Annotated in this window: 15 protein-coding genes; 13 read left to right on the forward strand and 2 right to left on the reverse strand. The window is 62.9% G+C overall.

Annotated features, from left to right (window positions below; all coding sequences use genetic code 11):
- Nucleotide 1 precedes the first annotated feature (1 nt).
- From G5C33_RS09565 to G5C33_RS19430, 12 genes are read left to right on the forward strand one after another with little or no spacing between them, the layout of a single operon-like run.
- On the forward strand, nucleotides 2–397 hold the full coding sequence (locus tag G5C33_RS09565; RefSeq protein WP_165326998.1) for a DUF6950 family protein: 396 nt from the start codon (nucleotides 2–4) through the stop codon (nucleotides 395–397).
- On the forward strand, nucleotides 394–2,604 hold the full coding sequence (locus G5C33_RS09570; protein ID WP_165326999.1) for a phage tail protein: 2,211 nt from the start codon (nucleotides 394–396) through the stop codon (nucleotides 2,602–2,604). Before G5C33_RS09565 ends, G5C33_RS09570 begins: the two co-directional genes overlap by 4 nt.
- Before the next feature lie 23 nt (nucleotides 2,605–2,627).
- The gene (locus G5C33_RS09575; RefSeq protein ID WP_165327000.1) at nucleotides 2,628–2,993 is read left to right on the forward strand and encodes a hypothetical protein; all 366 of its coding nucleotides are present in this window, start codon (nucleotides 2,628–2,630) and stop codon (nucleotides 2,991–2,993) included.
- Complete coding sequence (locus G5C33_RS09580; RefSeq protein WP_165327001.1) at nucleotides 2,990–3,745, forward strand: hypothetical protein; 756 nt, start codon at nucleotides 2,990–2,992, stop codon at nucleotides 3,743–3,745. Before G5C33_RS09575 ends, G5C33_RS09580 begins: the two co-directional genes overlap by 4 nt.
- Complete coding sequence (locus tag G5C33_RS09585) at nucleotides 3,745–5,943, forward strand: SGNH/GDSL hydrolase family protein (RefSeq protein WP_165327002.1); 2,199 nt, start codon at nucleotides 3,745–3,747, stop codon at nucleotides 5,941–5,943. The genes G5C33_RS09580 and G5C33_RS09585 overlap by 1 nt, the downstream gene beginning before the upstream one ends.
- 11 nt (nucleotides 5,944–5,954) lie before the next feature.
- The gene (locus tag G5C33_RS09590) at nucleotides 5,955–6,242 is read left to right on the forward strand and encodes a hypothetical protein (protein ID WP_165327003.1); all 288 of its coding nucleotides are present in this window, start codon (nucleotides 5,955–5,957) and stop codon (nucleotides 6,240–6,242) included.
- A gap of 5 nt (nucleotides 6,243–6,247) precedes the next feature.
- Nucleotides 6,248–6,721, forward strand: a complete 474-nt coding sequence (locus G5C33_RS09595; protein ID WP_165327004.1) for a hypothetical protein — start codon at nucleotides 6,248–6,250, stop codon at nucleotides 6,719–6,721.
- Entirely contained in the window at nucleotides 6,722–7,069 is a 348-nt protein-coding gene (locus tag G5C33_RS09600; RefSeq protein ID WP_165327005.1) for a hypothetical protein, read from the forward strand. It abuts the gene before it with no gap.
- A complete protein-coding gene (locus tag G5C33_RS09605) occupies nucleotides 7,066–7,611 on the forward strand; it encodes a glycoside hydrolase family 108 protein (RefSeq protein ID WP_165327006.1) in 546 nt (181 codons plus the stop codon). Before G5C33_RS09600 ends, G5C33_RS09605 begins: the two co-directional genes overlap by 4 nt.
- Nucleotides 7,608–7,922, forward strand: a complete 315-nt coding sequence (locus tag G5C33_RS09610; protein ID WP_165327007.1) for a hypothetical protein — start codon at nucleotides 7,608–7,610, stop codon at nucleotides 7,920–7,922. The genes G5C33_RS09605 and G5C33_RS09610 overlap by 4 nt, the downstream gene beginning before the upstream one ends.
- A complete protein-coding gene (locus tag G5C33_RS09615) occupies nucleotides 7,919–8,239 on the forward strand; it encodes a hypothetical protein (RefSeq protein ID WP_165327008.1) in 321 nt (106 codons plus the stop codon). The genes G5C33_RS09610 and G5C33_RS09615 overlap by 4 nt, the downstream gene beginning before the upstream one ends.
- 31 nt (nucleotides 8,240–8,270) lie before the next feature.
- Nucleotides 8,271–8,393 (forward strand): hypothetical protein, encoded by a 123-nt coding sequence (locus G5C33_RS19430; protein ID WP_266095898.1) that lies wholly within the window; start codon nucleotides 8,271–8,273, stop codon nucleotides 8,391–8,393.
- A 223-nt stretch (nucleotides 8,394–8,616) separates the two neighbouring features.
- Here the strand turns inward: G5C33_RS19430 and G5C33_RS09620 are convergent, their stop codons facing one another.
- Nucleotides 8,617–8,889 carry a hypothetical protein gene (locus G5C33_RS09620; RefSeq protein WP_165327009.1) on the reverse strand — a complete coding sequence of 91 codons (273 nt, stop codon included), beginning with the start codon at nucleotides 8,887–8,889 and terminating at the stop codon, nucleotides 8,617–8,619.
- Between the two features lie 50 nt (nucleotides 8,890–8,939).
- Nucleotides 8,940–9,950 (reverse strand): phytase, encoded by a 1,011-nt coding sequence (locus G5C33_RS09625; protein ID WP_165327010.1) that lies wholly within the window; start codon nucleotides 9,948–9,950, stop codon nucleotides 8,940–8,942.
- A 106-nt stretch (nucleotides 9,951–10,056) separates the two neighbouring features.
- Between G5C33_RS09625 and G5C33_RS09630 the strand changes: the two genes are divergently transcribed.
- Nucleotides 10,057–12,909 carry a TonB-dependent receptor gene (locus tag G5C33_RS09630; RefSeq protein ID WP_165327011.1) on the forward strand — a complete coding sequence of 951 codons (2,853 nt, stop codon included), beginning with the start codon at nucleotides 10,057–10,059 and terminating at the stop codon, nucleotides 12,907–12,909.
- Nucleotides 12,910–12,977: the final 68 nt, after the last annotated feature.

The following is a 12,977-nucleotide window of genomic DNA, read 5'->3' on the forward strand; positions in this document are numbered from 1 at the left end:
GATGGCGCGCGATGTCGACGCCCTGACCGCCTTTCTGGCGGAGCGGAGCTGCATGCCTGTCGACTGGACGTCGAACGATTGCGTCCGCCACGCCGCTGCGGCGGTGGCGGCGCAGTTCGGCACCGATCCGCTGCGCGGCGTGCCGCGTTGGCGCAGCGCGACGGGCGCGATGCGCGTGCTGACGCGGATGGGCGGGATGGAAGCGGCGGTCAGCGCGCGGTTGACGCCGATCGCGCCCGCAATGGCGATGCGCGGCGATATCGCGGGCGTGGTGTGTCCGAAATTTGGGCTGCTGCTGATGGTGGTCGAGGGCATGACTCTGGTGGGGCCGGGTGAAACCGGCCATGTCCGCGCCCCGCGGCGCGCGATGGCGATGGCGTGGAGCGCCGAACCGTGAGCGATTTCGTAAAGACAGTCGCAATCACGGTCGGGCAGATCGCCGCCGCCGCCGGCGGATATATTCTGGGCGGGCCGCTGGGCGCGGCGATTGCCAGCACGCTGTTTTCGCTCGGCGCCAGCGCGCTGCTGCGCAATAGCCCGTCGCGGCAGGCACAGGAACTGCGAATCAAGATCGGCGAAACGCCGCGCAAGGCGATTTTCGGCCGCGCGGCGACCGCAGGCGACCTGGCCGATGCATTCAATTACGGTGGCAAGAGCAAGACGGACTGGGAAGTGCTGGTGATCGACCTGGCCGATCACGAGTGCGACGCGATCGAGGGATATTGGCTGGACGACAAATATTTCGCCTGGCCTGGAAACGGAACGCAACCGGCGGTCGGAGAGGGTCAGTTGTGGATGTGGTTCCTTCCTGGAACCGAGAGTCAGACGGTTCCTTCGATCCTGGTCGATCATGGTGGGTGGAGCGCCGACGATCGCGGTCGCGGGCTCTGCCGCATGGTGGTGGCGTACAAGGCGGACTCTTCAGACGAAAAGGCGCCGGAACTGCCGACGCGTCCGACATTCCTGTTCGTGCTTCGGGGTGCAAAACTGTACGATCTGCGCAAGGATTCGACGGTGGCCGGCGGCAGCGGACTGCATCGCTGGAATGATCCGTCGACGTGGGAATGGACCGACAATGCCGAAATCTGCCGCGATAACTACGATCGCGGCATTTACGCCTGCAATCGCGTGGATCAGCCGGATCAGCTGCTGATCGGGCGCGGCCTGGCACCGGAACAGATCCCGGCGGACAGCGTGATCGCGGCCGCCAATGTGTGCGACGAAGATGTGGCGCTGGCAGCGGGCGGCAGCGAAAAACGCTATCGCGCCAGCGGTGTGGTTTCCGCTGCGGAGAGTTTCGGCGAAGTCGAGGAAGCATTCGCCGCCGCAATGGGCGGTGTTGTCATACAGCCGGAAGGCGGAATCGGTGTCGATCCCGGCATGGCAAAACCGGTTGTGGCGGAAATAACCGACGATGATCTGATTGTCGGGACGGCGCGTGAATTCGAGGATTATCGCGGAGAGGCCGACCAGCAATGGGTGAATACGGTCGCTGCGCGCTATGTCGAACCGGATCAGAAATGGGCCGATCACGGCTGTCCCGTTCGCCGTGTGAGCGCGGACGTGACAGCCGATGCCGGGCAGCGGCTGGCGACACCGACGCTTCGTTTCGTGACCTCGGGAACGCAGGCGCAGCGTGTCGCCGAAATAATCAGAAGGCTTGGCCGGCTTCTGAAGACCGGGAAAATCGTGCTCGGGCCGCGTTTCGCGCATCTCGAGGAAGGCGACTGGATCGGCTGGACATCGGCGCGATATCTGAAGGGCGCGCGTGTGGTTTTCCGCATCGAAAGCTATTCGCTCGATCAGAAATGGCAGAATACGCTGGCGCTGCGCGAGATCGCGGCGAACGTATTCATCTGGTCGACGGCGGACGAAATCGCGGACGGCACCACGGCGGAAGCGCAGACGCCGCCGGATCAATATGCCGCGCCGGAGAGCGGGAGCTGGGCGCTGAGCGCGACCAGCGAGGGCGAGGGCGGGCAATCCGTGCCTGCGGCTGCGTTCACCGGCGCGGTGGACGATCCCTATGCGGCGCAGATCCAGTTCGAGGTTCGCGTTTACGATGCGGGCGCGACGGAGGACGAGAATTGGGAGCGCGCGGTGCTGGCGCCGGTTTCGACGACGGTGCAGATGATTTCCGGGCTGGCGCCGCTGACCGATTACGAAGGGGCGGTTTCGTTTCGCTATGGCGCGGGTGTGGCGAGCGAGCGGCTTATCCTGGGGCCGGTGACGATGCCGGCGAACGGCGAAACGGCAAATCTGGTCATCAACAGCTATCCGGTGGGCGCGGCGTTGAGCGCCAGCGACGCGACGGCGGATGTTTCGATCGGGGCGCATACCCGGCGTTATCCCGACAAGGACGTTTCTGTTGATGCCGGGTCGATCACGGGACTGAGCTTCGAAACCGGTTATTATGTCGGGTATGAGGACGCGGCACGCGCCGGGGGCAGCGTGACTTATGCCGCCTATGCCACCGCCGCCGATGCCGGGCCATCGCCCGCGCACCCCTATCGCCATTTCGTCGGATTCATTCAGACGCCCGTATCGGGCGGCGGCGATGTCGACGGGGAACCCGGCGCGCCGCCCTGGTGGAAGATCGAATAGCTTCGCAAATCGAAGGGTATTGCATGGAAACGCGCATCATTTCGGTGCGCGAGGAGGCCGGATTCGAAGGCAGCTTCGCGCTTTTCTACAATAACGTCCGCGTCGATATCACGGGGTGGAGCTTTGCGCTCGAACTGCGCCGCCAGGCGGGGACCGCAGCCGACATCGATCTGGGCGATGCGGCCGATGTGACGGCGGACGGCATGTGGCCGATCGATGCCGCGGACGGGGAATATTCGATCAGGATCGCACCGGCGACGCTGGCCGGCGTGGCCGATACGACGGGCGATTTCACGCTGCACGGCGTGCTTTACGCGACCGAGCCCGCCGACACCGTGCACGCGATCGAGGCATATCAATTCAACGTTGAAAAAGGTCCTGGCGCATGACGTTTCGTGTCGAAAGCAAGGGGTTGCGCGGCGAAAGTTTCGCCGACGTCGCGCGCCGAACCGGGGAGATAGACGGAGTGCCGGTGGCATCCGACGCCACGGATTCCGAAGTGCTTGCATTGCTGCGCGCCTATGACGGCGGAACCATATCCGACGCGCTCGACAAGCTCCTCTACACCAGTCCTGCGATCACGGCGCTTTCGGTGTCGCCGGCGACGGCCGAGATCGGCGCCAGCGTGAACCCGACGGTCAGCTATACCGTTACCGGCAACGTGACGGCGCAGACGCTCAACGGCGATGCCGTCACGCCGGGCAACGGATCGACCGGGGACACCGGCGTCACGGCCGACAAGAGCTACACGCTCGCGGTGACCGATGGCGCCGCGCCTGCCGGAACCGACAACAGCGCCAGCGCGTCGGCCAGCATCACCTTTTTCAACCGGCGCTTCTGGGGCGCGTCGGACAGCGCGACGCTCGATAGCGCGGGCGTGGTGGGGCTGGCCTCAAGCGAGCTGAGCAATGCGCGGGGCAAGTCGCTGAGCGTCGATGGCGGCGCCGATCCGGGCAAGTACATCTTTTTCGCCTATCCCGCCGCGCTGGGCGATCCGGCATCGTACAAGATTTTCGGGTTCGATGAAGAGCCGGTGAAAACGACCGTGAGCGTCACGACCGCTGCCGGCGCGACACTTGATTACATCGTGCTGCGCTCCCCCGAAAAGCTGACCGGCACTGTTCCCGTGGAGGTTATCTGATGGCGCGTGTTCCCAGCAAGCTGGTGCCCGGCGGGGCGTTCAAGGTGGTCGATGCCGATCAGGTGGGGGAGACATCCGACGCCAAAGTAATGACGGCTGCGGAGCGCAGCGATGTAGCCGCGCTGCCGGACAGCAGCTCTCAAAATCTATGGGATGATGCGCTTTTCGTGGCGCTCAAGGCAAAATATCCGACCGCCGCGACCACGATGTACCTGGATAACCCCAGCGTATCGCGCGCATTTGTGTACGGCGGGACGCCAGAGGTATCGTGGGATGACACCCTTTCCGCCTTTGGTAATTCGGCGGTCAAGACTGAAGCCGGCAACACTATAGATATCACCGCACAGCTTTCGGATCTTGCGCTGGAAGTCGGAAAGGCACATGCCATATCGGTGCAGTTGTGGGTCGAGTCTGGCACGACCGTAAGTGTCTATGCGCAATCGCGCACATCGTCATCTCCGCAGACGAGCACTGCCACCACCGCCGTTGTGGGAAATGACGCCGCCCAGGAAATAAGCCTCGGGGCGCTGACCCCCAATGGCAGCACTGACCGGCTGCTGATCCGCACCACCCGGAGCGCCGGCAGCGGTGCGTTTGCGGTTTGCGCAGCAGGGGTGTTCTCCGGCACGCTGGCGCGACCGATCACTGAGGACAGTTGCTCGAAATCATCGGCGCGCGCGCTGGCGCTCGACGTCGCCGATCATGAAACGCGGCTGGACGCGGCAGAGCCTGCGATCGCGGAAAATACCGCATCATCGGCCCTCGCGAACATGCGGCTTAACGCATGGGCTGCCGGAGATATTACGCAGGTAGAAGACAGTTACCTCGACAGGTCCGGCGCTGCGCAGAGCGCGTCAAGCTATCGCTATGCCACCGCTCCGATCCCGGACGGTGCTACGCGTGTTCGCATCGGCACTGATTTCCACGGCGCCTTGTCGTCGGTCCAGCTGATCAGCTGGTATTCGGACACCGGGGCATCAAGCTATCTTTCCCGCGTCGATGGCGAGGCCGGGGCGAATTACAGGGATGAGGTTTTCGAAATCCCGGCCAGTGCCCGGTCCATTGGTGTGGACGGGTATAACACCCATGACATTGAAATCGAGTTCCTGACCGACGCGCCACTTTCGACGGCCGCCGATGTTGCCGAAATCCGGGACGGGATTTCGAGCATGGTTACACAGACCCCTAAGATTGCCGCAGATGGCTATTACATCGCGGCAGGCGGTGACATTCAGACCGTCGGCGCATCCGACCGATATGCCTTTTTCGACATCGGTGGCGGTGAGACTTTTACAGTTTCGACCGATATCGGCCCTGCAGAGGGCTATTACGCCATCCACTATTATGACGCGGCCGGAGACCAGATCAGCGCCGCCGCGCAGGGCGTAAACGGCTCTGTGACGCAGACCGATCCTAACACCATCTATACAACGCCGACGAACACCACGCGCGTTGGCATTTCCGGCAGGACCAGCGCCCCGATCATTTTTAACAAAAAGGCAATCGGCAGGATACTCGTTGCGCAGAACGGTTTTTCCGGGCTGCATCTCGCTACATTCGGAGACAGCATCACGGGGCAGGGCCGGTGGCAACCCAAGGTCATTGAGGCATTGGAGTTTGGGACGCACACAAATTGCGGGGTCGGCGGCTCTACCGTTGGCACTGGCGGCGTTTCGTCGTTCGATCCAATGGTGCAGGATTCGCGCATAAACGCGATCCCGACTGGCGCTGATGTTATTCTTTTCATGGGTGGAACCAACGACATGGGGCAGTCGGAGCCGCTTGGCTCTATAACCCCCATTGCGGCCACAAGTTTTGACACTAGTACCTACTACGGCGCTCTGGAAACTGTTGCCACAAAGCTGCTCGCACGCTTCAGCTCGGGCCAATTGATTGTGTGGATGACCCCGCCACTTGGCCGCTGGGATGCCCGCACGAGCTGGGTTGATCCTTATACCAACGCCGAAGGTCTGCGGATCGAGGATTATTGCGCAGCCCTGACCGCAGTGGCCTATAAATACGGGTTCCCGGTGATCGACCTGCGTGGGCGCTTGGGGTGGAACACTCTGAATCTCGACGATTACCTCGACGCTGAGGGCAACGTCCTGCACCCCTCCGAGGCGGTCGGTGGGCCGCGCATGGGGGCACTCATTCCCGACGAACTAATAAACCTGGCGCGCACCGCTGCGCTGATTTGAAGGAGCATAAAATGACACTCGAAGACCACGTGACGAACGTTCATTCGAAGATCGGCGCCGGGCACACCAACATGACGTTGCTTGGGGCAGCCATCGCATCGGCTGTTTCTAACGGCGCACCGGCATCGCTGCAAACGATGTTCGACAATGCGGACGCGGCATGGTGGGCGGCGCATGACGCGGCGTCTGATATGCTGGGCGAATGCGGTGAAGACGCTGGCCTTTCGGCGACGTTCATTGCGTCGATGATGGCGCCGAAGAACCCGCCGCCCAATCCTCCTGAGCCGCCGTTCGGGTGATCGGCATGACGCTCGATCCCGCCCGCCTTTTTGACGTCGGCATCATGATTACCGGCGCAGCCGTGATCCCCGCCTTCTTTTTTGGGCGGGGCCACTGGATGCGGCACGCGCTGCTTCTGTACTGGGTTGCCTCGGCGGCGGTAACGATGGCCGATGTCAGCAGGAGCACGCACGTCCTGACATATGCCACGATCAACATAGTCATTTTCGCCATCGGCCTGGTGAGGTTCACAACCGATCGCGCGAACCATCGTGCATGGCGGGTGGGTATCATCTCGCTAGCGACGATGCCCGCGCATCTGACATATTCGGCGACAATGGGCCAAGGAGATTGGGGGCTGTATGCGCTTTTCGTAAACGGATGCATGCTCGCACAGTGCATTGTCGCAGGGGGGTGGCTCGATGGGATGGGGCAGCGCGTTAGCAGTTTCCGCCGTCGGTTTCGCGGCGTTCGTCGCATGGGCGATCGGGGCCGATAGATGGATACGCCTCCTGTCCATCCTGCGTGGTTTGCTAACGCGAAAATAGCTGTTGCGGGAGCGTGCGGTGCGGTGGTGCTGCTCTATTTCCGCCCTGAGACGTCGTTCGTTCGGACCATGTGGCTGGTTTTCTGCGGCGCGGTCTGCGCGTTCTACTTCACGCCGTTCGCGATCAAGGTACTCATGGCGATGCCGTGGATTTCCCGGTTTTTCGTCGGCGACGCGAACGACGCCGGACTTGTCGGGATGCTGATCGGCTTCCTCGGCATGACGATCGCCAAGAGCGTGCTGCGCGCCGTCGAAAGCTTCGACCTTGGCGAATGGCTCAAGAAGAGGTTCACGAAATGAGCATCGAAAGCATGATCGAAGCCACCATCGGAAAGGAAGGGCGCTACAGCGATCACCCCTCCGATCGCGGCGGCAAGACAATGTGGGGCATCATCGAGCGCGTCGCGCGCAAGCATGGCTATCGCGGCGACATGCGTGAACTTCCCCGAGACACCGCCGTCGCGATCTACCGGCAGGAATATGCCATCGAACCGGGCTTTGCAGCAGTGGCCCGAATCAGCCCGGTGATCGGCGAAGAACTGTTCGACACGGGCGTAAATATGGGGCCGTCGGTCCCTGCGCTCTGGTTTCAGCAGTGGTTGAACGCGCTTAACCGGCGGGGTCGCGACTATCCCGACATTGCTGAGGATGGCGACATCGGCCCGGTCACGCTGGCGGCATACCGCGCCTTCATCGGCAAGCGTGGCAGGGGCGGGGAGTCGGTCATGCTCAAGGGGCTGAACTGCTCTCAGGGCGCGCGGTATCTCGACCTTGCGCGCAATCGCCAGCCCAATGAGGACTTCGTGTTCGGCTGGCTTGCCAACCGAGTGGGGGTTGCGTGACCGACAATCATCCCGAGGGCAATGCGCAGCATCCGGTTTGGGAAACCGAGGGCGTGCCGGGATGGCAGGCGGCGCTGATCCGGCTCGCGCGGCCGGCGCTGCTGTGGGCGCTGGGGATCGTCACGATGGGGCTGGGCGCGCTGCTGGTCGGCATTGTCGAAGCAATCGTTCCGGGGCGCGGCATCGCGATGGCGAAGGCGATGGCCGCGCTGCTGCGGGCCTATCCCGGCTATCTCTATCTGCTGGTCGCGTTCCTGTTTGGCGGGCAGGCGCTGGCGAGCGTCATCAAGGCATGGAAGGGCACGGCATGAGCTGGCTTGCAGCAAAGGGCGCGCTGGGGCTGGCGCGCGGGGCGTGGATCGCGATCGTCGCGGCGCTGATCGCGGCGGCGGTGCTGATCGCCGCCGCATGGTTCGACAGCGCGCTGGATCGCGCGGCCGATGCCGGCGCGACCGAAGCGGCGCGCGCGGGCGGACAGAAGACCCTCGAGCAACTTGGAAAGGCGAACGATGCGGAAGATGATTTGCGCCGCGGCGGCGAGCGCAGTGCTGAGCGGTACGCTGAGTGCATGCGGTGGGCACGAACGCCCGCGAATTGCGAGCGATATCGCCCCGACCCCGGACCTTAGCAGCTGGTGCCAGGGCGACCGCTATTTGAGCATGAACCCCGCGCCCGCCGCCGGTGCCGACGATCCGGGCAATTTGTTCGACAGCGACGCCACCGTGACCGAGATTTTCACGCACAATGCGCGGCTTCGCGCGGCCTGCCCGGATACGGAGTAGTTTACACGGCTTTCGCAAGCCATTGATTTCATTATGCCAAAAATGACTGTGGTTTACGCGTAACAGTTTGATTTCTTGGGTTTATTCGCTGCTTTGGGAGCAGAGGGTCGCAGGTTCGAATCCTGTCTCCCCGACCATTTCTTCGACGGATGTGAAACAGGCCGCGAAAGCGGCGCCGGGCGGCGGGCTTTCGCGGCCTGTTCGCGTCTGTGATCGCAGGCGATCAGTCGTTGGCTTCTTCCTGAAGCTCGCTGCCGGCCTCGTTCATGCCGTTGTCGATCGCCGCACCGGTTTCATCGACACCTTCGTCGATCGCCGCACCGGCGTCGTCGAACGCCTCACCCGCTTCACCGGCCGCGCCTTCGGTCGTGGTTTCGATGTCCTGGCCCACGGCGTCGGCCGCCTGTTCGGTCTGCTCCTGCGCATTTTCGCTGCAGGCGGCCAGGCCGGTCATCGATACGGCGGCGGCGATCGGAAGCAACATGGTGCGTTTCATCAGCATTCCCTCTGTTTGGTGAACGTTCGATGGCCAACGCCCGGCACGGCTCAGGGTTCCACGGCAGCCAGAATCGCGCGCCAGTCTATCAGCTTGAAATTCTGGGATTGTCCTTCGTTGTCGTCGTCCTGCGTGACAACCAGACCGCGGGGGAAGGGGCCCGCCGCGCCGCCCAGCGCATCGATGCCGTCGGTTCCGCTGACGCCGTCAACGCCATTAGCCGCAACAACGCGAAAGCGGTTCAGATAGACCGGCGTTTCGCCGTCCAGCCGCCATACGGCGAAGGCGCTGTCGCCCTGGCTCGACACCAGCAGATAGCGCGTGTCGCCATCGACCAGCACCGTCACGCCCTCGACATCGGTGATCAGCTTGTCGCCTTCGGTCGGTTCGATCAGCGTGCGATTCGCCGTGTCACCCAGCCGGTAGCGCCACAGCCCGACTTCCTCCTCGCCGATATAGAGGTCGCCCGCAGCCTCATCGATCGCGCAGCCTTCGGATTGCGATCCGACGGCGAATCGATCGATTTCGGTACCGCCCATTTCGGTGCCGCTGCCGGTCAGCGCATAGATGCGCACGTCACCATCCTTGGCGACCAGCACTGCAATGATCTTGCCGTCCCACATGCCCATGCAGAAGCCATAGGGTTCGACGACGTCGGAGGCGATGAATCCGGCGGGGAAGACTTCGCCCGATCCGGCGTAGCGATAGAGCGCAACGCCCATCCGCCCGCGATCCGACGCGGCGGCGACGAACCCCGCGCCATCGGGCACCAGATCGACATTGTTTAGCAGCCCGTCGGGCAGGAACTGAAGCGAATTCCCGTCCATCCCATAGACATAGAGACCCGCCTTCTTGTCGGTTCCCAGGATCAGCGCGTCGACCGGATTGCCCTGGAAGCTTGCGTCTGCGGCTTCGGGTGCAGCCCAGATCGCGGGATCATCGGCTGCGTCCTGCGTTGGATCCGAACCAACGGGCGTGGTTTCTCCCGATACGGGAACCTCGACCGCCGGCAGGATCGTCGCCGGACGCTCGCTGCCCGCGCATCCCGCCAGCAGGAACATCGCCAGACCTGTTGCATGGCTGCATCGTAACGCAAGTGTCATAATTTCTTCATCCCCCGGAAACGGTCGACTGCGAAGCGCGCCGCACACATACAGGGGGAAGCAAATGATCTCTAGTTTCGGAATTCGGTCGCGGCTGCTCGCCGGTGCGATGCTGCTGGCGACGCCGGCGGCGGCCTGGGCGAATGACGGCGCGAGCCCGGCGAACGACGTGACCGGCACGGTCACCGACGCCAGCGGCACCGCCGCGCTGCAGGGCGCCGAAGTCACCATTGTCGAGCTGGGCATCACCACCCAGGCCGATTCGCAGGGCCGGTTCAGCTTCGGCGACGTTGCGCCGGGCACCTATACGCTGCGCGCGCGCTATCAGGGCTCGCCCGTCTATGAGGCGCGGATCACCGTCCCCGAGACCGGTGTGCTCAACACCGATATCGTGATGGGCGCCGACAGCGAGATTCTCGTCATCGGCCAGCAGGCCAATCTGTTCAGCGCGCTCCAGCGCAAGCGTGCCGCCGACGGCGTTTCCAGCGTCATCACGCGCGACGCGATCGGCCAGTTTCCCGATCAGAACGTCGCCGAATCGCTGCGCCGCCTGCCGGGCGTCAACGTGCTCAACGATCAGGGCGAAGGGCGTTTCGTGTCGGTCCGCGGCCTCGATCCCGAGCTCAACAGCAGCTCGCTCAACGGTGTCCGCCTGCCGGCACCCGAATCGGACGTCCGCTCGGTCGCGCTCGACGTGATTTCGAGCGACATCATCGAATCGATCGAAGTGAAGAAGTCGCTGACGCCGGACATGGACGCCGACACGATCGGCGCCTCGATCGAGATCAACACCGTCAGCGCATTCGATCGCCGCCGCGACCTCTATTCGGTCAAGCTCGAAGGCAGTTACAACGACTATGCCAATGAAGTGAGCCCCAAGGGCAGCTTCGATTTCGCCACGCGCCTGACCGACAATTTCGGCGTCGCGGGTGGCATTTCCTATTATCGCCGCACCTTCGAAACCGACAATATCGAAGCCGACGACTGGGTCGAAGGGGATAATGGCGGCATCTACGCGCAGGAAGTCCAGTATCGTGATTATGACGTCGAGCGCGAACGCCTGAGCGCCTCGCTGGGGTTTGATGCGCGACTGAGCGACACCACCACGCTCTATCTGCGCGGCATTTACAGCCAGTTCGACGATCAGGAATATCGCCGTCGCACGACCTTCGACCTCGGCGATTTCGATGCGGCGAGCAGCATCACCGCCAATGGCGTGACGTTCAGCGACAATGATGAGGAATTCACGGTCGAGCGCGACATCAAGGATCGTTGGGAATCGCAGAAGATCCGCTCGATCGTCTTCGGCGGCGAAACCGACACCGATGGCTGGCACGCCGAATATTCGGCAAGCTGGGCCAAATCGTCCGAGCGTGAAGACGGTTCGCTCGATCCCACCCAGTTCGAGCGCGATTTCGATGGCGACGGCCTAACCATCGCATTCGACTATTCGGATCCGATGCGCCCGATCTTCACCGCGAGCGGCAACACCGCCGATTTCCTCGATCCGGCCGGCTATGAGCTCAACGACATCGAATATGTCGCGCTCTCCGACGCGCAGGACGAGGAATATGCGGCGCGTTTCGATCTCGGCCGCAGCTTCTATACCGGGGGCGGAGAAGTGACCGTGCAGGGCGGCTTCAAGGGCCGCTGGCGGACCAAGGAATATAACAAGACGGTCGCATTCTACGAAAACGACGCGATGACGCTCGCCGATGCGCTGGGCACCCAGACCTATCGTATCCAGGATATCGGTCCGGTCGGCAGCTACACCGGATCGCGCGACTATTTCTTCGACAATTTCGGTGATTTCGAGCTGCAGGATATCGACAGCGTCTTCGATTCGGCGGTCGAGGATTACCGCGTCGACGAGGACGTGATGGCCGGATACCTGCTCGCGCGCTACGACAGCACCTTCCTGCGCGTGATCGGCGGTGTTCGCTATGAGCACACGTCGAACTACATCCGCGGCAACATTGTCGAGCTGTACGAAGAAGACGCGACGCTGCCCGACGGCTCGATCGCGAGCGACGATACCGTCGTGATCGGCCAGCGCGAATATGATCGCGATTATGGCGACTGGCTGCCCAGCCTCACCATCCGCTGGGAAGCCACCGACGGCCTGATCCTGCGCGCCGCCGGTTCGCGCAGCCTGGTCCGCCCGAAACTGTCCAAGCTCGCGCCGCGCTTCGCGGTCGAAGTCAATGACGATGACGAGCGCGAAGGCGAATTCGGCAACCCCGATCTGGTGCCGTACAAGGCGTGGAATCTCGACCTGTCCGCCGAATATTATTTCAGCCAGACGGGCGGCATCAGCGCCGGCTTCTTCTACAAGGACGTCTCGAACTTCATCGTCGACGTCAATTACGATACGCCGGGCAGCTATCTGGGCCTGGCTTATGACGAAGCGACGATTCCGCTCAACGGCGACAGCGGCGAAATCTACGGGTTCGAATTCAGCTATAGCCAGGTCTACAGCTTCCTGCCCGCGCCGTTCGACGGGCTGCTGACCCAGATCAACTACACCTACACCGATGCGACCGGCACGGTGCCGACCGACGGCGACATCACCGATCCGCGCGAGATCATGCTGCCGTCCTCGTCGAAGCACACCTTCAACGCGGTGATCGGTTATGAAAAGGGTCCGGTGTCGCTGCGGCTTTCGGGCACCTATCGTGACCGCTATCTCGACGAACTGGGCGATGAGGCGGAAACCGACCGGTATGTTGACGATCACTTCCAGCTCGACCTTACCGGCAAGGTCTGGGTGACGGACAACATCCAGCTCTTCGGCGAATGGATCAACATCACCGACGCCGAATATTTCGCCTATCAGAACTTCATGGGCGGCCAGCGGCTGCTGCAGTTCGAGCAGTACGGCTCGACCGTGAAGTTCGGTACCCGGATCAAGTTCTGATCCCTCGTGCCGGGCCGTCGGGGGGCGGCCGGGTGCATGCCACGCCGTGGCCGGAAGGCGCTCCGAAA

This window comes from Sphingosinithalassobacter tenebrarum, assembly GCF_011057975.1.
GTDB lineage: Bacteria > Pseudomonadota > Alphaproteobacteria > Sphingomonadales > Sphingomonadaceae > Sphingomonas > Sphingomonas tenebrarum.

What these genes read in the sequence shown, in the direction of transcription:
- G5C33_RS09620 (WP_165327009.1), bottom strand. Translation starts at nt 8,889, where the DNA reads ATGAAACGCACCATGTTGCTTCCGATCGCCGCCGCCGTATCGATGACC.
- G5C33_RS09630 (WP_165327011.1), top strand. Translation starts at nt 10,057, where the DNA reads ATGATCTCTAGTTTCGGAATTCGGTCGCGGCTGCTCGCCGGTGCGATG.
- G5C33_RS09625 (WP_165327010.1), bottom strand. Translation starts at nt 9,950, where the DNA reads ATGTTCCTGCTGGCGGGATGCGCGGGCAGCGAGCGTCCGGCGACGATC.
- G5C33_RS09600 (WP_165327005.1), top strand. Translation starts at nt 6,722, where the DNA reads ATGGATACGCCTCCTGTCCATCCTGCGTGGTTTGCTAACGCGAAAATA.
- G5C33_RS09595 (WP_165327004.1), top strand. Translation starts at nt 6,248, where the DNA reads ATGACGCTCGATCCCGCCCGCCTTTTTGACGTCGGCATCATGATTACC.
- G5C33_RS09585 (WP_165327002.1), top strand. Translation starts at nt 3,745, where the DNA reads ATGGCGCGTGTTCCCAGCAAGCTGGTGCCCGGCGGGGCGTTCAAGGTG.
- G5C33_RS09575 (WP_165327000.1), top strand. Translation starts at nt 2,628, where the DNA reads ATGGAAACGCGCATCATTTCGGTGCGCGAGGAGGCCGGATTCGAAGGC.
- G5C33_RS09580 (WP_165327001.1), top strand. Translation starts at nt 2,990, where the DNA reads ATGACGTTTCGTGTCGAAAGCAAGGGGTTGCGCGGCGAAAGTTTCGCC.
- G5C33_RS09605 (WP_165327006.1), top strand. Translation starts at nt 7,066, where the DNA reads ATGAGCATCGAAAGCATGATCGAAGCCACCATCGGAAAGGAAGGGCGC.
- G5C33_RS09615 (WP_165327008.1), top strand. Translation starts at nt 7,919, where the DNA reads ATGAGCTGGCTTGCAGCAAAGGGCGCGCTGGGGCTGGCGCGCGGGGCG.
- G5C33_RS09590 (WP_165327003.1), top strand. Translation starts at nt 5,955, where the DNA reads ATGACACTCGAAGACCACGTGACGAACGTTCATTCGAAGATCGGCGCC.
- G5C33_RS19430 (WP_266095898.1), top strand. Translation starts at nt 8,271, where the DNA reads ATGAACCCCGCGCCCGCCGCCGGTGCCGACGATCCGGGCAATTTGTTC.
- G5C33_RS09565 (WP_165326998.1), top strand. Translation starts at nt 2, where the DNA reads ATGGCGCGCGATGTCGACGCCCTGACCGCCTTTCTGGCGGAGCGGAGC.